Source organism: Sphingomonas abaci, assembly GCF_014199625.1.
Lineage (GTDB): Bacteria > Pseudomonadota > Alphaproteobacteria > Sphingomonadales > Sphingomonadaceae > Sphingomonas > Sphingomonas abaci.
The window spans coordinates 443281-462732 of sequence record NZ_JACHNY010000003.1; the positions used below are offsets into that span (position 1 = coordinate 443281).

Consider the following 19452-nt stretch of genomic DNA (forward strand, 5'->3'; position numbering starts at 1 on the left):
GATGATCGACCCGCTTCCCATCTTCGGCGCGCTCGCCGACCTGACGCGGTTGCGCATCCTGGCGCTGCTGCGGCAGATGGAGCTGTCGGTCGGGGAACTGGCGCAGGTGCTGGGGCAGAGCCAGCCACGCGTGTCGCGCCATGTGAAGATCATGGTCGATGCCGGGCTGGCCGAACGCCGCAAGGAGGGTAGCTGGGTGTTCGTCGCGCTGGGCGCGGTGGCGGTGGTGCAGCCGATCCTGGACGCGCTCGACCGGTGGAGCGGCGGCGCGGCCGACCATTGGACGGTGGCCGACGCCGCCCGGCTGGCGGCGGTGCGCGCCGACCGCGCCGCCTCGGCGGCCGCCTGGTTCGAGAACCATGCCGACGAATGGGACGCGATCCGCTCGCTCCACGTCGCCGAAAGCGAGATCGAGGCGGCGATGGCCATGGTGCTGGGCGACCAGCCGATCGACACGCTGATCGATATCGGCACCGGCACCGGGCGGATGCTGGAGCTGTTCGGCGCCCGCGCGCGCACCGCGCTTGGCATCGATCGTTCGTCGGAGATGCTGCGCCTGGCCCGCGCCAAGCTGGCGGGTGCGGCGAATACCGAGCTTCGCCAGGCCGATCTTTATGCTTTGCCCATGGCGGACGGCGCGGCCGACGTGGCCATATTGCACCATGTGCTCCATTACGCCCAGCAGCCGGGCGCGGCGATCCGCGAGGCCGGGCGCGTTCTGGCGCCGGGCGGGCGGCTGCTGATCGTCGACTTCGCACCGCACGACCGCGAGGAACTGCGCAGCCAGAGCGCGCATGTCCGCCTTGGGTTCGGCGATGAGCAGGTCGCGGGCTGGGCGGAGGCGGCGGGACTGATGATGGCGCGGGTCGAAATGCTGGTCGGCGGCACGCTGACGGTGAAACTATGGCTGGCGCGCAAGTCCGCGCCGGCCCTGCACGAGGTGAAGGCGGCATGACGATCTCGGTGGACCAGTTGGCGGAGGCGCGCTGCGCGCTCGAATCCCCCCTTTATGCGGATGTCGGCGGCGACCTGGACGTCAGCTTTGAATTCTTTCCGCCCAAGTCGGAGAAGATGGAGGCGCAGCTCTGGGATGCGATCCGCACGCTGGAGCCGTTGGGGCCGCGCTTCGTCTCGGTCACCTATGGTGCGGGCGGCACCACCCGCGAGCGGACCCATGCCACGGTCGCGCGCATCCAGCGCGAGACCAGCCTGGCCGCCGCCGCGCATCTGACCTGCGTCGAGGCGACGCGCGAGCAGATCATCGAGGTGGCCGAGGAATATTGGGCGGCGGGCGTGCGCCATATCGTCGCGCTGCGCGGCGACCCGCCCCAGGCGGGCAGCCGCTTCGTGAGCCATCCCGGCGGGTTCGAGAATGCCGCCGCGCTGGTCGCCGGCCTGCGCAAGCTGCACCCGTTCGAAATCTCGGTCGCCGCCTATCCGGAAAATCATCCGGACTCGGCCAGCGACGCCGCCGATCTCGACAATCTGCGCGCCAAGCTGGACGCCGGCGCGAACCGGGCGATCACCCAGTTCTTCTTCGAGCCCGAAACCTTCTTCCGCTATCGCGACAAGGTCGCCGCGGCGGGCATCCGGGCGGAGATCGTGCCCGGCATCATGCCCGTGTCCAACTTCGCCAGCGTCCAGCGGATGAGTGCGATGTGCGGCACCGCCGTGCCCCCCTGGATGGCGCGGCTGTTCGAGGGACTGGACGATCACCCCGCCGCCCGCCAGCTCGTCGCGGCGACGGTGGCGGCGGAACTGTCGCGCCGGCTCTATGCGGGCGGCGTCAAGCATCTCCACTTCTATACGCTCAACCGCGCCGAACTCGCCTTCGCCATCTGCCACCTGCTCGGCGTCCGGGCCAAGGGGCAGGTGGGGCAGGCCGCCGCCTGAAGGATCGCCAGCCATGACCAGCCCCCGCGAACGACTGATGGCCGAGGCGGCCAAGCGCATCCTGGTGACCGACGGCGCGTTCGGCACCGAGATCCAGAACTGGAAATTGTCCGAGGCGGACTATGCCGGCGATCTTGGCCTGTCGCACGATCAGAAGGGCAATAACGACATCCTGGCGCTGACCTTGCCGAAGGTGCCGGAGTCGATCCACCGCGCCTACTTCGAGGCGGGGGCCGACATCGCCGAGACCAACACCTTCTCCGCCAACCGGATCAGCCAGGCCGATTACGGCGCGGAGCATCTGGTGCGGGAGATCAATGTCGAAAGCGCGGCGATGGCCCGCCGCGTGGCGGACGAATTCGAGGCGCGCGACGGCCGCCCGCGCTTCGTCGCGGGCGCGATCGGCCCGACCAACAAGACGCTGTCTCTGTCGCCGGACGTCAACGATCCCGGCTATCGCGAGATCGACTTCGACTATCTGAAGGGCGTCTATCGCGAGCAGATCGATGCGCTGGTCGAGGGCGGCGCGGACTTCATCCTGATCGAGACGGTGTTCGACACGCTGAACGCCAAGGCCGGGATCATGGCGACGCTGGACGCCGCCGCCGACCTGGGCCGCGACCTGCCGCTGATGCTGTCGATGACGCTGACCGACCTGTCCGGACGCAACCTGTCGGGCCATACCGTCGAGGCGTTCTGGCACGCGGTGCGGCACGCCAAGCCGGTGACGATCGGGCTCAACTGCTCGTTCGGCGCGGAGCAGCTCCGCCCGCATGTGAAGACGCTGAGCGAAATTTGCGACACGCTCATCATGATCTATCCCAATGCGGGCCTGCCCAACGAACTGGGTGCCTATGACGAGGCGCCGGCGACCACCGCCGGCTTGGTCGGCGAATGGGCGGTCGCGGGGCAGGTCAATGTGCTGGGCGGCTGCTGCGGCTCGACGCCCGCGCATATCCGGGCGATCGCCGAGCAGGTCCGCGGCCTTGCCCCCCGCGCGATCCCGACGCCGCCGGTGCGCACGCGGCTGGCCGGGCTGGAGCCGTTCACCATGGCGGCGTGACGGCCGCTCGCCTCCAGAGCGCGACACCCCTCCGTCACGCTGACGCGTGCCACCTCCCGTGCAGGGGAGGATTTGAAGAGAGACGATGACCACCCAATCCTCCGCCCAGTTCGTCAACATCGGCGAGCGCACCAACGTCACCGGATCGGCGGCGTTCAAGAAGATGATCATGGCCGGCGACTATACCCGCGCCATCGAGGTCGCGCGCAGCCAGGTCGAGAACGGCGCGCAGGTGGTCGACGTCAACATGGACGAAGGGCTGCTCGACGCCGAGTTCGCCATGACCACCTTCCTCAAGCTGATCGCCGCCGAACCGGATATCGCGCGCGTGCCGATCATGATCGACAGCTCCAAATGGAGCGTGATCGAGGCGGGGCTGAAATGCGTGTCCGGCAAGCCGATCGTCAATTCGATCAGCATGAAGGAGGGGGAGGAGGCGTTCCTTCATTATGCCCGCCGCTGCATGGCGTATGGCGCGGCGGTGGTCGTCATGGCGTTCGACGAGGTGGGACAGGCGGACACCAAGGACCGCAAGGTCGAGATCTGCGCCCGCGCCTATGACCTGCTGATGGGCATCGGCTTTCCCCCTGAGGATATCATCTTCGATCCCAATGTCTTCGCGGTGGCGACGGGGATCGAGGAGCATAATAACTACGGCGTCGACTTCATCGAGGCATGCCGGGAGATCAAGGCGCGTTGCCCGCACGTCCATATCTCGGGCGGCCTGTCCAACCTGTCGTTCAGCTTCCGCGGCAACGAGCCGGTGCGCCGGGCGATGCACTCGGTCTTCCTCTATCATGCCATCCCCGCCGGGATGGACATGGCCATCGTCAATGCCGGGCAGCTCGACGTGTACGACACGATCGACCCCGAGCTGCGCACCGCGTGCGAGGATGTCGTCCTCAACCGCGATCCCGAGGCGGGCGACCGGCTGGTCGCGCTCGCCGAACGCTATCGCGGCACCGACGCGGTGGCGGAGAAGCAGGCGGCGGAATGGCGCAGCCTGCCGGTGGTGAAGCGCCTGGAATATGCGCTGGTCAAGGGCATCGACGCGCATGTCGTCGACGATACCGAGGAATGTCGCCAGGCCTTCGCCCGCCCGATCGAGGTGATCGAGGGGCCGCTGATGGACGGCATGAACGTGGTCGGCGACCTGTTCGGCTCGGGCAAGATGTTCCTGCCCCAAGTGGTGAAATCCGCCCGCGTCATGAAGAAGGCGGTGGCGCATCTGCTGCCCTTCATCGAGGCGGCGAAGGAGCCGGGCGCCAAGGGCAAAGGCCGGATCGTGCTGGCGACCGTCAAGGGCGACGTGCACGATATCGGCAAGAACATCGTCGGCGTCGTGCTCCAGTGCAACGGCTTCGAGGTGGTCGATTTGGGCGTGATGGTGCCCTGGTCGAAGATCATCGCGGCGGCGAACGAGAATGATGCCGACATGATCGGCCTGTCGGGCCTCATCACCCCCTCGCTCGACGAGATGGTGACGGTGGGCGAGGAGATGCAGCGCGCCGGCATGACCATGCCGCTGCTGATCGGCGGCGCGACCACCTCCAAGGTCCATACCGCCTTGCGCATCGCGCCCGCCTATACGGGGCCGGTCGTCCATGTGCTCGACGCCTCGCGCGCGGTGGGCGTGGCGACGACCTTGGTCAGCGACACAGGCCGTGACGCCTATGTCGAGGGCGTCGCCGCCGACTATGCGGCGGTGCGCAAGGCGCGCGAGGGCAAGTCGGGCAATGCGCTGCTGCCGCTGGCGGAGGCGCGCGCGCGCGGATTTGCGGCCGATATGCTGCTCAAGGCGTCCGAGCCGAAGCAGCCGGGACTGCATGTGTTCGACGGATGGGACCTGAGCGACCTGCGCGACTATATCGACTGGACCCCCTTCTTCCGCGCCTGGGAGCTGGCGGGCAACTTCCCCGCCATCCTCGACGACGAGGTGGTGGGTGAGAGCGCGCGCGGCCTGTACCAGGATGCGCTGGCGATGCTCGACCGGATCGTGCGCGAGAAGTGGCTGACCGTGCGCGGGATGGCGGCGCTGTGGCCGTGCCGGCGCGAGGGCGACGACGTCGTGCTGACGCTGGAGGGCGGCGACGTGCGCCTGCCCTTCCTGCGCCAGCAGATCGCCAAGCGCGAGGGGCGAGCGAATATGAGCCTGGCCGACTTCATCGATCCGGCGGGCGACTGGCTGGGCGGCTTCGCGGTCGGCATCCACGGCATCGACGACCATCTCGCGCGGTTCAAGGCGAACCACGACGACTATAACGACATTCTGCTGAAGGCTCTGGCGGACCGGCTGGCGGAGGCGTTCGCCGAGCGGCTGCACGCGCATGTCCGCACCACGCTCTGGGGCTATGCGCCTGACGAACAGCTCACCAACGAGGCGCTGATCCGCGAGCAATATCGCGGCATCCGCCCCGCGCCCGGCTACCCCGCCTGTCCCGAGCACAGTTTGAAGCGGACCCTGTTCGATCTGCTCGGTGCCGAGGACCGGATCGGCATCACGCTGACCGACAGCTTCGCGATGCTGCCGACCGCGGCGGTGTCGGGCTTCTATTTCGGCCATGCCCAGGCCGAATATTTCGGCGTGGCGCGGATCGGCGAGGATCAGGTCGCGGACTATGCCGCGCGGCGGGGCGTGGACGTCGCGCAGGCGACGCGCTGGTTGCGGCCGAACCTGGACTAAGGGAGGCGAGTTTCACGCCAGGGCACGCGATCGACTGACCCGCACAACCTACCACCCCGGCGTAGGCCGGGGTCCAGTAGCGGAACATTCCTGCAAGCGTGCGATCGTTCCACAACTGGGCTCCGGCCTACGCCGGGGTGGTATGGTGGGTTTTGCGAAGGTCCAGCGAAGGACCGGGGCCAGTGACGGAACGATCTTTGTAGTGCGCCAGCGTTCCCCAACTGCATCCCGGCTTACGCCGGGATGGTAGGAAGGGCGCATGTAAATCCTGGGCGAAGTGACCTTTACTGCCCGAACCCGGCCGTGCCCGCCCGGCTTACCGCGTCGCGTGCGGCGCTCAGGATCGCGCCGGCCTTCGCCTCGCATTCACGCTGTTCATAGGCGGCGGTGGAGTCGGCGACGATCCCGGCCCCGGCCTGGGCATGGATCCGGCCGTCCTTCACCACCGCCGTACGCAGCACGATGCATGAGTCGAGCGAGCCGTCCGGCGAGAAATAGCCGACGCCACCGGCATAGGCGCCGCGCCGTTCCGGCTCCAGTTCGGCGATGATCTGGCAGGCGCGCACCTTGGGCGCGCCGCTAACGGTGCCGGCGGGGAAACCGGCGAACATCGCGTCGAGCGCATCGCGACCGGGTGCCAGCCGCGCCGTCACGTTCGAGACGATATGCATGACATGGCTGTAAAATTCGACCGTATAGCTGTCCGTCACCTGGACGCTGCCGGGCGCGGCGGCGCGGCCGGCATCGTTGCGGCCGAGATCGAGCAGCATCAGATGCTCGGCTCGCTCCTTGGGATCGGCGAGCAGCGCGGCGCGGTTCTCCTCATCCTCGCGCGCCGTGCGGCCGCGCGGGCGGGTGCCGGCAATCGGCCGGATCGTCACCTCGCCGTCGCGCACGCGGACCAGAATTTCCGGGCTCGATCCGATCAGCGCGAAGCCGGGCAGGTCGAGGTGATAGAGGAAGGGCGAAGGGTTGATCCGCCGCAGCGAACGGTAGAGCTCGAACGGCGGCAGCGGAAAGGGCGCGGTGAAGCGCTGCGCCAGCACCACCTGGAAGATGTCGCCGGCGGTGATGTAGTCCTTCGCCCGCTCCACCATCGCCGCATAGGCTTGCGGGGCGAGTGCGGGGGTATAGTCGGGCTCCGCGGCCTCGACCCGCACGGGCGCGGGCAGGGATGCCGTCGCCAGCCGCGCGGCCACCGCCCCGATCCGTTCCGCCGCCGCCGCCACGATTGTCGCCGGCTCGCGCGCGGCGTCGGGCCAGGCCGGCGCGACCAGGAACAGCGCGTCCGCCAGCCGGTCGAACACCAGCAGCACGGTGGGCCGCACGAAGATCATGTCGGGCAGGCCAAGCGGATCGGCGTCAGGCTGCGGCAGCTTCTCGACCAGCCCGACTGTCTCGTAGCCGAAATAGCCGACCAGACAGGCCAGCGCGCGCGGCAGCTCGGCGGGCACCTCGGCGCGGCATTGGCCAACCAGGTCGCGCAGCGCCGCCAGGCTCGGGGCGGCGCAGGGCATCCAGGCGTCGCGATCGGTCGCCCAGTGGCGGTTGATCTCGGCCCGTTCGCCGTGCGCGCGGAAGACGAGGTCGGGGGCGAGCCCGATCAGGCTGTGCCGTCCGCGGATGGCGCCGCCCTCGACCGATTCGAGCAGGAAGTCGCCGCGCCCCGGCTCGATCAGTTTGAGCGCGGCGGCGACCGGCGTCTCCGTATCGGCGACCTGCCGGGTCCAGAGCAGGGCGGGGCGGCCCTGGGAGAGCAGCTCGCGGGCTTCGGCGATCCGGTCGGCGTCGATCATCGTCCGGCCTTACTGGCCGCCGGCGGGCGTGTCGCCGGCCAGGTCGGCGCGGACGCGGGCGATGGCGCGCGAATCGACCTTGGTGCCGATCGCGGCGCGGGCGGCGCGGGCGAACTGCTCGGCATATTCGCCGCCCATCGAGCGGCTGAGGCCGCCGCGCGCCGCCGCGATCGCGGCGGCATTGCCGGTGGCGTTGCCGCGCTCGATCCGGTCGGTCTTGACGATCAGCCAGCCCGCATCGCCCGGCGCCTCGAGCAGCCGCGCCTGGCCCTGGGGCACCGAGAAGAGCAGCGCCAGCGCCGGATTCCGGCCCTGCGCCTGGAGCACGTCGCCGCGCGACGCGCTGACCGGCTGCGGCGCGGGCAGCGACACGCCCGATGCGCGCAGCGCCTGCGCCAGCGGCATCCCGGCCTTCACCTTGGCGAGCACCGCATTGGCGATGGTGCGGGCGGACTGGCGGCGGCGATCGGCGATCAGGTCGGCGACGACCTGATTGCGGACATCGGCCAGCGGGCGGGGCGCGGCTGGCTGGGTCTGGCCCACCGCGACCACGGCGAAGCTGCCATCGGTGCCGGTCTGGACCAGCTGCGGCGAGTCGCCATCTTCGGCCGCGAAGCCGGCGGCGATCAGCGGTGCCAGCGCGGGATCGGGCTTGGCGGCCGGGTTGAGCGGATCGACCCCGCCCTGCGCCAGCGCCGGGCTGGTCTGCGGCGTCAGCTTAGCGTCGGCGATCACCTCATCGAAGGTCGCGCCGCCCGACAGGGCATCGTCCAGCTTGTCGTGCAGCGCCGCCAGCGCGGCTTGCGTCTTCTGCTTGGCAAGATCGGCGGCGAGTTGCGCCCGCACCTGGTCGAGCGAGCGGCCGGCGATCTGCTCGATCGAGTCGACGCGCGCGACGACGAAACCGATCGCGCCCTTGACCGGCCCGATCACCGCGCCCTTGCCCGCGGCGAAAGCGGCATCGGCGAGGGCCGGCGAGGCTTGCGCCGCGAGGCCGGCCTTGTCGAGCGCGGGCAGCGTCGCGGCTTCCAGACCGATGGCCCGGGCCGCATCGGCGATCGAGGTGCCGCCGCGAACCTTGGCGGCCAGCGCGTCGGCGCTCGCCTGGTCCGCGAGCGTCACCTGGGTGACGACGCGCTTCTCGGTCGCTTGATACTGCGCGCGGTTCTTCTGATAGGCCTGCGCGATCTCCGCTTCGGTCGGCGTGCTCTGCGCGGCGAGCCGGGCGGGCGTCACCACCGCATAGCGGACGCTGCGTCGCTCGGGCAGGCGATAGCGGGCCAGGTTGCGACCATAAAAGCTCTGGATCTCCTGCGCGGTCGGCGCGGGACCCTGGGGCAGCGCGGAGACCGGCACGATGCCGACCTCGCCCGCGCGCTTCTCCAGCAGCAGCGAGGCATAGGGCAGGGCGAGCTGCTGGCCGACCGTGGTCGCGCCGATCGTCGGCGCGGTGAGCTGGCGGACCAGCACGTCACGGGCGATATCCTGGCGGATCTGCGCGTCGGTCAGCCGGCGCTCGGCCAGGATGCGGCGATAGAGCGTCTCGTCGAACTTGCCGTTCGGCCCCTGGAGCGCAGGGATGCTGGCGATCTGGCCATCGACCAGCCGCTTGCTGACGACCATGCCGTTCTCGCGCCCGAACTCCGCCAGGCCGACGGTGGTGATGAGCTGCTGCACTGCCGCGTCCAGCCCGCCGGCCGCCAGATATTGCTTGGCATCGAGGCCGGGCTGCTGCTGGCGGGCCTGCTCGATCTCCTGCTGCGCGCGCTGGCGCAGCTCGTCGACGGTGATCTTCGCCTTGCCGATCGTCGCGACATCGTTGCCGGACAGCGCGCCCAGCCCGACATTGCGGATGTTCGACACGTCGCCCGCCGCGAAGGCGAGCGCAATGATGCCGAGCGTGATGAAGGTGACGATGAGGCCGACCTTCGAATTGATCAGGCGGCGGAAGAAGCCGAGCATAGACACCCCAGAAACACTAGCGGGTCGCTTTACCGGTTTACCGGCACGCTTCAAGCTTGTGCGCAACAGCGGGGGCGCTATCGCGTCTTCACCTGGGGCAAGCCTTGGCGGGAGATTGGGACGATGCGGCGCAAGCTGGTGGCGGGCAATTGGAAGATGAACGGCTCGCTGGTTGATTTGGCGGAACTGGACGGGATCGCCGCCGCTGCGCGCGCCGCACCGCAGGTCGATGTCGCGGTCGCCGTGCCCTTCACGCTGATCCATCCGGCGGCGCTACGCGTGCCCGAGCTGGCGATCGGCGCGGAGGATGTGCACGAGGCCGATTCGGGCGCGCATACCGGCTGCGTCTCGGCGGCGATGGTGCGCGAGGCGGGCGCCCGCTTCACCCTGTCGGGCCATTCGGAGCGCCGCGCCGACCAGCATGAGACCAGCCACGACGCCTGGGCCAAGGCGGCCGCGGCGCATCGCCACGGGCTGAACGTCATCCTGTGCTGCGGCGAGACCGAGGCGGAGCGCGATGCCGGCCGCGCCGAGCGGGTCGTGCAGGCGCAGATCGAGAAGTCGGTGCCCGACAACGCCGATGGCGGCTGGTTCACGCTCGCCTACGAACCGCGCTGGGCGATCGGCACGGGCCGGACGCCGACGCTGGACGAGATCGCCGCGATCCATGCCATCGCCCGCGCCAAGCTGCGGATGATGGTCGGCGACGCCGCCGGCGGCATCCGCATCCTCTATGGCGGCTCGGTGGTGGGCGGCAATGCGGCGGCGATCCTGGCCTGCGAGGATGTCGACGGCGCGCTGGTCGGCGGCGCCAGCCTGACCGCCGCCAAATTCGTGCCGATCATCGAGGCCGCCGCCGGCCTGCGCTGACGCCGAAAATTTGCGCGCCGGCCAAGGTTCCGGATCGGCAGGATTTCCCTTACGTTGACGGGCGTCAACAACCGGGAGACTGTTGCGTGAGGAATTTGCGAGGGGCGTCGCTTGCGGCGGCGCTGGCCATGGTGACGGCGGCCTGTTCGGCCGGCGTGCAGGGCAGCGACAATGCCAGCATGGCCAATGCGCTGGAAGCACAGGGCGGCGTCGATACGAACGGCGCGGCGCCCGGCGGCGTGTCGCTGCGCACGCCCGCGCCCGACGATATCCGCGAGGCGCGGGCGGGCTATCCCTTGCAGGGCGTCCGCATCCCGACGCCATCGGACACCAAGACGGCCTATTATCTCCTCCGCCACCGCGCCGCCGCCAATGGCGAGGTGGTGGCGATCATCCGCCACGAACTGGGCAGGACGATCAGCTATGCGCGGGTCGGGGCCGACTGCCAGCGCGGGTTGTTCCATGTGCTGGGCACCGGCGACACGCGCGGCCATGCCGAGGCCAACAACGCCAAGGACGGCCCGCTGCGCGCCACCACCGGCAAACCGCTGCGCGCCGAGATGCTGCGCTTCATCTGCGAGAAGGAGGGCACGCCGGTCCCGGCAGCGGCAAGCTGAGCGGGCCGCCGGGCCCCGTCATTCCTCCGTGCGGACCAGCACGGCCTCGCCGATCAGCAGGAACAGGAGAAACGGGGCCCAGGCGGCGAGGAAGGGCGGGTAGGCACCCAGATTGCCCATCGCCAGCGCGAAATTGTCGGCGACGAAATAGGCGAAGCCCAGCGCCATGCCGATCACCGCGCGGACGAACAGTTTGCCCGACCGCGCGATGCCGAAGGCGGCGACCGCGCCCAGCAGCGGCATCAGCACCGACGACAGCGGGCCGGACAGCTTGTGCCACAATGCGCCCTCCAGCGCCTTGGTCGGACGGCCGGCGTCGTTCAGGTCCTCGATCGCGGTGCGGAGCGCGCCGAATGTCAGGCCGTCCGGGTCGATGGTCGACAGCGTCAACTGGTCCGACCGCACGTCATGGCCGACGCGCATCGAGGCGATCCGCGTCACCTTGCCGCTGGCCACGTCGAACCGGGTGACCGGCCAGATGCGCCACCCGCCGGCCGGATCGTGCCGGCCATGCTGCGCGCGAAGGATCGCGCGCAGGCTGCCACCCGCGCGGTCGTAGAGGGTGATGTCCCCCAGCACCGCCGCGTTCATCTTGCCGCGGATCTGCCCGACCTGGACCAGGTCGTCGCCGTCGCGGACCCAGACGTTGGACCGGTCGCCGCGATCGATCGGCATCGGCCCGTAATTGACCCGCTGCCACTGGCTCAGCGTCGCGGTGGCGCGCGCCACCACCCGTTCGTTGAACGCGAAGGAGACGCCGGCCACGCCCAGGCTGGCGACCATCAGCGGGGCCAGCACCTGGTGCGCCGACAGGCCCGACGCCTTGAGCGCGATGATCTCGCTGTTCTGGTTCATCGTGATGAACGTCAGAATCGTGCCGAGCAGCACCGAGAAGGGCAGGAAGCGGGCGATGATCTGGGGCGTGCGCAGCGACACATAGGTCCAGACCTGTGCCTGGCCATTGCCCGGCACCGCCAGGATGTCGCCCGATTCGCTCAGCAGGTCGAGCGCCTGGAGCACCAGCACCAGCGCGAAGAGGATCGCGAAGGTCCGCACCAGGAACAGCCGCGCCATGTAGATGGCGACGGTGCGCGACGGAAAGAGGCCGCGCAGGATCATGCGCGGGCCGCCCCGCCCCGGGCGTCGCGGCGGCGGCCGGGCAGGCGGCGCGCGATCGCCTTGGCGGTCTTGGCGAAGACGCGCTCCAGCGCGGCGATCGGCTGTCCGCCGGGAACGTAAGCGGTCACGTAGAACATCCAGAGCACCAGGCCGGCGAAGATCGCGAAGGGCACCCACAGCGCGAGGATCGGATCGATCACGCCGCGCTCGCCCACGCTCATCGCGTATTCGTTGACCTTGTGGTAGGTGACGATCATCACGATCGACAGGAAGACGCCCAGCGCCGACGAAGAACGCTTCGGTGGTACGCCCAGCGCCACCGCCAGGAACGGCAGCAGGAACATCGACGCGACCTCCGCCATGCGGAAATGGAATTCGGCGCGGCTGGAATCGCGCTGCTGCTCGCTGGCATGGTCGCTATGGCCCAGCCTGGCGAGTTCGGGCAGCGTGAATTCCAGGTTGCGGCCGCCGCGCTGGCGGAAATTCTCGAACTTGGGCAGGTTGATGGGCAGGTCGTGCGCCGAAAAGGTCAGCACCCGCGGCGCGGTGAAGTCCGGCCGATTGTGGACCAGCGTGCCGTTGGTCAGGCGGAAGATGATGACGTTGGGATCGTCAGTCGCCAGGAAGCGGCCGCTCTGGGCGGTCACCGCGATCCAGTCGCCCTTTTGCGTCTGGGTATGGACGAAGATGCCGCGGAGGTCGCGGCCCTTGTCGCGGCTCTCCTCGATCCGGAGCGTCATGCGTGAGCCGAGATTGGTGAATTCGCCGACCTTGATCGACGCGCCGAGCGCGCCGGTGCGCAGCTCGAAGCGGAGCTGTTCGTAATAATAGCGGGCCTTGGGCTGGACGAAACCGACGATCGCGATGTTGAGCGCCGCCAAGACGATCGCGTAATAGAAGGGCACGCGCAGCAGCCGCAGATAGCTCATGCCGACGCCGCGCATCACGTCCAGCTCGCTCGACGTCGCCAGCCGGCGGAAGGCGAGCAGGATGCCGAGCATCAGCCCGATCGGAATGCCGAGACCCAGATATTCGGGCAGCAGGTTGGCGAGCATCCGCCACACCACGCTGATCGGCCCGCCCTGGGTCGCGACGAAGTCGAACAGGCGCAGCATCCGATCGAGCACCAGCAGCATCGCCGAGATCACCAAGGTGGCGAGCAGCGGCAACGCGATGAGGCGCGCCATGTAGCGGTCGATCGACTTCATGCGGAGGGGAACAGCCGGGCCAAGATGGTCCGCGATATAAGCGGCTATTCGCCCGGCGTCAGGTGGAAAAATCGTCGGGGGTGCGGGGCGGGCCCGGCCGGGGCGGGCGATCCCGTCATCGTGGCGAGAAGAAGGACGGGTTCACGCGGAGGCGCGGCGGCGCGAAGATGGGTGCGGTCCCGACGCGCCATCGCCGTTCCGCGGCGCTCCGGCGGGGGCCGGAACCCGGTCTCGGTCATCACCAACGATGCGTAAACGTCCCGCGGAAGGAGCATGGCCTTGCCGGGATGGTGGCGCCCGGCCTGGCCCAAGACGCGGAACGCACATCGGCGCCTCCGATTGAGCCGGCGTCGCCGCGCCGCCTTCACTCCGCCGCGATGCAGTCCGGTGCCAGGTCGGGGCGGGGCGCGCGGTCGCCCAGCGTTTCGGCGATCGCACGTTCCAGCGCGGCGAGCGTGAAGGGCTTGCGCAGCAGGCGATGCTCGCCGAACTCGGCCGCCTGCGCCTCGCCGGCGTAGCCGGTGACGAACAGCACCGGCAGGTCTGGGAAACGGTCGCGCAGGCCCGCCACCATTTCCGGCCCGGTGCAGCGTGGCATCAGCACGTCGGAGATGAGCAATGCGATATCGCGTCGCTCCTCCAGCAGCGCAGGCGCCGCCATCGGATCGCCGCAGCCGATCGGATGATGGCCCATCTCCTCCAGCGTCGCGATCGTCGCGGCGAGGACGCGCGGATCGTCCTCCACCACCAGCACGGTCTGCCCCGTCGGCCCGGCGGCCTGGGAGCCGGGTGTCTCAGCCAGCGGCGCGGCCGGCGCGACCGCGTGGTGGCGCGGCATGTAGAGCGTCACCGTGGTGCCCTGGCCCGGCGCGGTGTCGATGCGGATCTCGCCGCCATGCTGGCGGGTGAAGGCGAAGATCTGGCTAAGTCCCAGCCCCGTGCCCTTGCCGGCCTCCTTGGTGGTGAAGAAGGGCTCGAAGACGCGCTCCGCCACCTCGGGCGTCATGCCGCAGCCATCGTCCCGCACCGCCAGCGTCACATAGTCGCCCGCCGGGCACTGGCCGATCGCGCCGTCGTCCAGGGTGACCGCGCCGGTCAGGATCGCGATCGTGCCGCGCCCGGCCATCGCGTCGCGCGCGTTGACCGCCAGGTTGAGGACGACATTCTCCAGCTGCACCCGATCGGCGAGAACATGCCAGTCGCGGTCGCCCGGATGGGTGGTCAGCGTGATGCCGTCGCCCAGGGTGCGATCGAGCAGGTCGGTCATGCCGGCGATCAGCGCGCCCGGCCCGATCGCTTCGGGCTTCAGCGCCTCCTCGCGGCTGAAGGCGAGCAGGCGGCGGGTCAGCGCCGCCGCACGGTCCGCGCCCTCGCCGGCGCTATCCAGATGACGGCGCACCGCCACCGGATCGTCGGTGCGCTTGGCCAGTTCGATGCCGCCCAGCACCACTGCCAGCATGTTGTTGAAGTCGTGGGCGATCCCGCCGGTGAGTTGGCCGACGGCCTCCATCTTCTGGACCTGGCGCAGCGTCGCTTCCTGGATGCGCAGCTCGGCGGTGGCGATCTCCACCGCCTCGGTCAGTTCGGCGGCGCGCTGGCGCTCGCTTTCCGCCTCGGCACGGGCCAGCAGTCCCTCGGTCAGGGTGTGGAGCGTGAACCAGCCGAGCGCGATGATGCCGCCGACCAGCATCACGCCGAACACCGCCAGCACCCCCGCAACCCGGCTCGACCGCTCGACGGACACGGTCGCGACCGCCGCCCGTTCGTCGAGCAGCTGCCGCTCGCGTTTGATGATCCGGTCCAGCTCGGTGTTGATGCGGATGAGCGCGGGCGCCTTGCGTGACTGGTAGTAGAGCGCGAACGCTTGGCGGTTGCGGCCGAAATTGGTCGAGGCGGCGGTCAGCGACAATTCGCGACCGCGCACGTCATAGGCGGCGCGCAGCCGCTCGATCATCGGGTCGGTCTGGGTGTCGGTGATCCGGTCGAGCCGGTCGATCTGCGACCCCGCCAGCGTCCATTCGTCGAAATAGAGCTGGCCGAGCTGCTTGTCGCCGGAGATGACGAACCGGCCCAGCGAGGCCTCCGACCGGGCGATGGTCCCCGCCAGCGACCGGGCGAGGATCATCACGTCATAGCTGTGCGACTGCATCTGCAATGCATGGTCGCGTTCGCGATTGACGCCGCGCAGCGTGATGATCAGGGCGACCAGCACCCCCACGGCCAGCAGTCCCATCGCTGCCAGCGCGATCCAGCGCCATAAGGCGGCGCCCCCCGGCGCCCTGGTGTCGCTACCCCGCTCCACGACAATATTGCTACCGCATTCCGTTCCGACAGGAAAGGGTAGGTCAGCCGATCACACCCACGGCCTGCCCGGCCTGACGGAACATGGTCAGCACCCGCTCGATCTGCTCGGGAGTATGTTCGGCGCAGATCGAGCAGCGCAGCAGGAAGGTGCCGGCCGGCGTCGCGGGCGGGCGCGCCATGTTGACGTAGAGGCCGCCCTCCAGCAGCGCCTGCCACATCGTCGCGGCCTGCACCTGGTCGTCGAGCAGCACCGCGACGATCGCGCTGTCGCAGGTCGCCGTGCCCAGGCGGAAGCCCATTCCGGTCAACCCGGCGTGCAAGGCGCGCGCGTTGCGCCACAGCCGGTCGCGCTTGTCGTGCGCGGTCATCAGCTTGCGGATCGACGCAGCGGCCGTCGCGACCACCGAGGGCGGCAGGCTGGCGGTGAAAATATAGGGCCGGCAGGCGAGGCGCACCGCCTCGAACTTCGGATGGTTGGAGACGACGAAGCCGCCGACCGTCCCGACCGACTTGGAGAAGGTGCCGACGACGAAGTCGACGTCCAGTCCCTGCGCCTCGTACACGCCGCGCCCGTTGGGACCGAAAAATCCCATCGAGTGGGCCTCGTCGACCAGCACCATCGCCCCGTGCTTGCGCGCGACCGCGACCATTTCCTTCAAGGGCGCGATGTCGCCGAGCATCGAATAGACGCCCTCCAGCACCACCAGCTTGCCCGGCTCCTTGGGCAGGCGGCCGAGTCGCTTGTCGAGGTCCTCGACGCTGTTATGGCGGAAGCGGACGATCTCGGCATTGCCCTGCGCGCAGCCGTCATAGATGGACGCGTGGCTGTCGGCGTCGAGGATGACATATTCACCCTTGGCCGCCAGCGTCGAGATGATGCCCAGATTCGCCATGTAGCCGGTCGAGAAGACGATCGCGCCGGTCATGCCGTAGAAATCACGCAGCGCCTGCTCCACCTCCATATGGTCATGGAAGGTGCCGTTGAGCATCCGGCTGCCGTTGGTGCCGGAACCGAATCGGTCGAGCGCCTGCTTGCCGGCGGCGATCACGTCCGGGTCGAACGTCATGCCCATATAGTTATAGGTGCCGAGCAGGATCGTGTCGCGTCCCTTGATGACGGCCTCGGTCGGCGAGCGCACTTCCTCCATCACGATCGCAAAGGGATCGGTGATGCCGCTGTCGAGCAGCGCACGCCGCTCGGCGATGAGCCCGTCGAACTTCGACATCAGATCGCGTTCGGGCGCGACCGGCGCGGGATCGAGCGACAGCGTCTCGGTCTGGAGGCCGGTCTCGGTCACTGCGCGTCCTTCAGCTTGGCGACGGCGTCGACCAGCTGGCCGACCGTCTCGATCTCCGCCTGCATGTTCATCGTGATGATGATGTCGAACTCGTCCTCGATGGCGGCGACGAAATCCATCACGGTCAGGCTGTCCCATTCCAGGTCGGACTGGAAGCTGGTCGTTTCGGTCAGCGCCACGCCCTTCTTGTTGAACGGCTCGATCTGGGCGGCGACGGTGTCGAAAATGGTCTGGCGATCGGTCATGTCGGTGTCCTTGGCCGGCAAATGCGGCGTCGATGCGGCTATAGCAGGGCGTTGGCGCGATACCATCGCACCGTGTCGGCCAGACCCTGCGCTGTCGAAATGGCGGGCGTCCACAAGGCGGGCGGCGGCCGGCGGGCGGGATCGATCGTCCAGTCCGGATGGCAGAGATAGGCGACTCGGTCGTGCGTCAGCCGGGCCTCGGCGCCCCGGAACCGGCGGTCGAGCGTGGCGGCGAGCGACAGAAGGCCGCGCGGCAGGTGCAGCGGCAGGACATGCCGGCCGACCGCCCCGCCGATCGCGCGGGCGTAATCGGCAGAGGTCAGGCCGCCGGTGCCGTCGTCCGCCTCGTAGAGCACGTGCGGCGTCCGGTCCCCCGCCAGCGCGAGCAGGAGGCGGGCGAGGTCGTCCACCGCGATCAGCGACAGTCGTCCCGGCGGCGGCAGCAGCGCCAGCCCCTTGCGCGCCAGCTTGAACAGGTCGAGCTGGTCGAGATCGCCGGGGCCGTAGATGGCGGGCGGACGGACGATCGCCCAGTTCGTGGGCGATGCCTCGACGAGATGCTCGGCCTCCGCCTTGGACCAGCCATAGACCGACAGGTTCGGCTCGCGCGCGGCGAGCGAGGAGACGTGGACGAAGCGCCGTCCCGCGCCCGCCGCCGCCAGCATGGCGCGCGTTCCCGCGATATTGCCGGCGACGAAGCCCGCACGGTCGGGTGCGTTGACGACGCCGGCGACGTGGATCACCGCATCGGCGTCCGCGCACAGGGCCGAGAGTGCGTGCGGGTCGGCAAGGTCGCCCGCGATCCAGTCCAGCCCGTTCTGCGCCGGCTGCGGTCGCCGGGCGAGCGCGCGGACGCGGTGTCCCGCTGCCAACGCTTGCCGGACCAGCACGCCGCCGACAAAGCCGGTGCCGCCGGTGATCGCCAGGGTGAGGGGGGTGGTCATGGGCGTGTCCCCGTGACCCCATCGTCTACCACCCCGGCAAAGGCGGGACTTTTGCGAAAGTCACGGCATCGCTCGAAACTTCGGACCACCCCGGCGGAGGCCGGGGCCCAGTTACGGAGCGTTTCGAAAGAGGCGCAAACGTCCCCCAACTGGATCCCCGCCTTTGCCGGGATGGCGGTCGGGGATTTTCGCAAAGGTCCCGCGTTAGCGGGGGTGGAGCGGACGAGTGACGAGGAGGCGGTGGCGATCATCACCATCCTCACACCAACGCCAGATGGTCGCGATGGACCAAAGCCGAGCGCGGCGCATAGCCCAGGATCGCCGCCTGTTCGTCGCTGCGCCGGCCAAGCAGGCGCAGTGCATCGGCCGAGTCATATTCCGCCAGGCCGCGCGCCAGCGGGCGACCGTCCGGTCCGGTAATCTGCACCAGGTCGCCGCGCGCGAACTGGCCCTCGATCGCCGTCACCCCGGCCGCCAGCAGGCTGGCGCCGCCGCCCAGCGCGCGCGCCGCGCCGGCATCGACACGGACGGTGCCCCGCGCGGTCAGCCCGCCGGCGAGCCACGCCTTGCGCGCGCCCGCGCTTTTCTCCGCGACGAACAGCGTGTGGCGCGCCTCGGTGGCGAGCGGCCGGTCGGTACGGCCGCTGGCGATGGCGAGGTGGCATCCCGCCGCGGCCGCGATCCGCGCCGCCGCGATCTTCGAGACCATGCCGCCCGACCCCATGCCCGACGCGGAGCCGGTATCGGCCATGCGCTCGATCTCGGCATCGATCCGTTCGACCCGCGGGATATGCACCGCGCCGGGCAGGGCGGGGTTGCGATCGTACAAGCCGTCGATGTCCGACAGCAGCAGCACCCCTTGGGCCCCGGCCGCCTGCGCGACCCGCGCCGCCAGCCGGTCATTGTCGCCGAAGCGGATCTCGGCGGTGGCGACGCTGTCATTCTCATTGAGCACCGGCACCACGCCCAGGCCCAGCAGCCGCACCAGGGTCGCCGAAGCATTCAGATAGCGGCGGCGATCCTCCAGATCGTCCAGCGTCACCAGCATCTGCGCGGCGGTCAGACCCTCGGCCGCCAGCATCTCCGCCCAGAGCCCGGCGAGTGCGATCTGGCCGACCGCGGCAGCGGCCTGCGCATCCTCCAGACAGGCGCGGCCCCCCTTGGGCAGCGCCAGCCGTCGCGCGCCCAGCGCGATCGCGCCCGAGGAAACGACCGCGACCTGCTGCCCGGCATGGATCCGCTCGGCGATATCGGCGACCAGTTGCGCCAGCCAGGGCCGGCGCACGCTGCCATCGGGGCCGATCAAGAGGGCGGAGCCCACCTTGACGATCAGGCGCGGGCAGACGGACGGATCGAACAGCGACATGGCCGCGCCCTTAGCGCGACGGCGCCGCCCCGCCAATGATTCCAGATCAAGCGGAACGGGTCGCGTGTTACGCATATTCCCGGT

The 19452-nt window shown here is 69.6% G+C and carries 15 protein-coding genes; 6 read left to right on the forward strand and 9 right to left on the reverse strand.

Annotated features, from left to right (window positions below; all coding sequences use genetic code 11):
- Window position 1 precedes the first annotated feature (1 nt).
- The 4 genes from GGQ96_RS09745 (at window position 2) to metH (ending at window position 5639) form a co-directional block, all read left to right on the forward strand.
- Window positions 2-955 carry an ArsR/SmtB family transcription factor gene (locus tag GGQ96_RS09745; RefSeq protein ID WP_184114242.1) on the forward strand — a complete coding sequence of 318 codons (954 nt, stop codon included), beginning with the start codon at window positions 2-4 and terminating at the stop codon, window positions 953-955.
- Window positions 952-1893, forward strand: coding sequence for a methylenetetrahydrofolate reductase [NAD(P)H] (gene metF / locus GGQ96_RS09750; RefSeq protein WP_184114060.1), 942 nt, complete (start codon window positions 952-954; stop codon window positions 1891-1893). The genes GGQ96_RS09745 and metF overlap by 4 nt, the downstream gene beginning before the upstream one ends.
- A gap of 13 nt (window positions 1894-1906) precedes the next feature.
- Window positions 1907-2956, forward strand: coding sequence for a homocysteine S-methyltransferase family protein (locus GGQ96_RS09755; protein WP_184114062.1), 1050 nt, complete (start codon window positions 1907-1909; stop codon window positions 2954-2956).
- An 85-nt stretch (window positions 2957-3041) separates the two neighbouring features.
- Window positions 3042-5639, forward strand: a complete 2598-nt coding sequence (metH, locus tag GGQ96_RS09760) for a methionine synthase (protein ID WP_184114064.1) — start codon at window positions 3042-3044, stop codon at window positions 5637-5639.
- A gap of 284 nt (window positions 5640-5923) precedes the next feature.
- Here metH and GGQ96_RS09765 read toward each other — a convergent pair whose 3' ends face one another.
- Together GGQ96_RS09765 and GGQ96_RS09770 are read right to left on the reverse strand one after the other, a co-directional pair.
- On the reverse strand, window positions 5924-7435 hold the full coding sequence (locus GGQ96_RS09765; protein ID WP_184114066.1) for an anthranilate synthase component I family protein: 1512 nt from the start codon (window positions 7433-7435) through the stop codon (window positions 5924-5926).
- Between the two features lie 9 nt (window positions 7436-7444).
- Window positions 7445-9397: a peptidylprolyl isomerase gene (locus GGQ96_RS09770; RefSeq protein WP_184114068.1), complete on the reverse strand. Its 1953-nt coding sequence runs from the start codon at window positions 9395-9397 to the stop codon at window positions 7445-7447.
- A 123-nt stretch (window positions 9398-9520) separates the two neighbouring features.
- Between GGQ96_RS09770 and tpiA the strand changes: the two genes are divergently transcribed.
- Together tpiA and GGQ96_RS09780 are read left to right on the forward strand one after the other, a co-directional pair.
- Window positions 9521-10267 (forward strand): triose-phosphate isomerase, encoded by a 747-nt coding sequence (gene tpiA / locus GGQ96_RS09775; protein WP_184114070.1) that lies wholly within the window; start codon window positions 9521-9523, stop codon window positions 10265-10267.
- A gap of 86 nt (window positions 10268-10353) precedes the next feature.
- Entirely contained in the window at window positions 10354-10884 is a 531-nt protein-coding gene (locus GGQ96_RS09780; RefSeq protein ID WP_184114072.1) for a hypothetical protein, read from the forward strand.
- Window positions 10885-10902: 18 nt separating this feature from the next.
- Here GGQ96_RS09780 and lptG read toward each other — a convergent pair whose 3' ends face one another.
- From lptG to proB, 7 genes are all read right to left on the reverse strand, one after another.
- Window positions 10903-12003 carry an LPS export ABC transporter permease LptG gene (gene lptG, locus GGQ96_RS09785; protein WP_184114074.1) on the reverse strand — a complete coding sequence of 367 codons (1101 nt, stop codon included), beginning with the start codon at window positions 12001-12003 and terminating at the stop codon, window positions 10903-10905.
- Window positions 12000-13211, reverse strand: coding sequence for an LPS export ABC transporter permease LptF (gene lptF / locus GGQ96_RS09790; RefSeq protein WP_184114076.1), 1212 nt, complete (start codon window positions 13209-13211; stop codon window positions 12000-12002). Before lptF ends, lptG begins: the two co-directional genes overlap by 4 nt.
- Window positions 13212-13575: 364 nt before the next feature.
- Window positions 13576-15444, reverse strand: coding sequence for an ATP-binding protein (locus GGQ96_RS09795; RefSeq protein ID WP_184114078.1), 1869 nt, complete (start codon window positions 15442-15444; stop codon window positions 13576-13578).
- A 112-nt stretch (window positions 15445-15556) separates the two neighbouring features.
- Window positions 15557-16813 (reverse strand): serine palmitoyltransferase, encoded by a 1257-nt coding sequence (gene spt, locus GGQ96_RS09800; protein ID WP_343058988.1) that lies wholly within the window; start codon window positions 16811-16813, stop codon window positions 15557-15559.
- Window positions 16810-17058, reverse strand: coding sequence for an acyl carrier protein (locus GGQ96_RS09805; protein ID WP_184114080.1), 249 nt, complete (start codon window positions 17056-17058; stop codon window positions 16810-16812). The genes spt and GGQ96_RS09805 overlap by 4 nt, the downstream gene beginning before the upstream one ends.
- 38 nt (window positions 17059-17096) lie before the next feature.
- Complete coding sequence (locus GGQ96_RS09810) at window positions 17097-18002, reverse strand: NAD-dependent epimerase/dehydratase family protein (protein WP_184114082.1); 906 nt, start codon at window positions 18000-18002, stop codon at window positions 17097-17099.
- A 259-nt stretch (window positions 18003-18261) separates the two neighbouring features.
- The gene (gene proB, locus GGQ96_RS09815; RefSeq protein WP_184114084.1) at window positions 18262-19368 is read right to left on the reverse strand and encodes a glutamate 5-kinase; all 1107 of its coding nucleotides are present in this window, start codon (window positions 19366-19368) and stop codon (window positions 18262-18264) included.
- Window positions 19369-19452: the final 84 nt, after the last annotated feature.

Bases quoted from the DNA above. Each gene is read 5' to 3' on its own strand.
- metH (WP_184114064.1), top strand. From the start codon at position 3,042: ATGACCACCCAATCCTCCGCCCAGTTCGTCAACATCGGCGAGCGCACC.
- GGQ96_RS09795 (WP_184114078.1), bottom strand. From the start codon at position 15,444: ATGGGACTGCTGGCCGTGGGGGTGCTGGTCGCCCTGATCATCACGCTG.
- tpiA (WP_184114070.1), top strand. From the start codon at position 9,521: ATGCGGCGCAAGCTGGTGGCGGGCAATTGGAAGATGAACGGCTCGCTG.
- GGQ96_RS09745 (WP_184114242.1), top strand. From the start codon at position 2: ATGATCGACCCGCTTCCCATCTTCGGCGCGCTCGCCGACCTGACGCGG.
- GGQ96_RS09805 (WP_184114080.1), bottom strand. From the start codon at position 17,058: ATGACCGATCGCCAGACCATTTTCGACACCGTCGCCGCCCAGATCGAG.
- proB (WP_184114084.1), bottom strand. From the start codon at position 19,368: ATGTCGCTGTTCGATCCGTCCGTCTGCCCGCGCCTGATCGTCAAGGTG.
- GGQ96_RS09770 (WP_184114068.1), bottom strand. From the start codon at position 9,397: ATGCTCGGCTTCTTCCGCCGCCTGATCAATTCGAAGGTCGGCCTCATC.
- GGQ96_RS09755 (WP_184114062.1), top strand. From the start codon at position 1,907: ATGACCAGCCCCCGCGAACGACTGATGGCCGAGGCGGCCAAGCGCATC.
- GGQ96_RS09765 (WP_184114066.1), bottom strand. From the start codon at position 7,435: ATGATCGACGCCGACCGGATCGCCGAAGCCCGCGAGCTGCTCTCCCAG.
- lptG (WP_184114074.1), bottom strand. From the start codon at position 12,003: ATGATCCTGCGCGGCCTCTTTCCGTCGCGCACCGTCGCCATCTACATG.
- GGQ96_RS09810 (WP_184114082.1), bottom strand. From the start codon at position 18,002: ATGACCACCCCCCTCACCCTGGCGATCACCGGCGGCACCGGCTTTGTC.
- lptF (WP_184114076.1), bottom strand. From the start codon at position 13,211: ATGAAGTCGATCGACCGCTACATGGCGCGCCTCATCGCGTTGCCGCTG.
- metF (WP_184114060.1), top strand. From the start codon at position 952: ATGACGATCTCGGTGGACCAGTTGGCGGAGGCGCGCTGCGCGCTCGAA.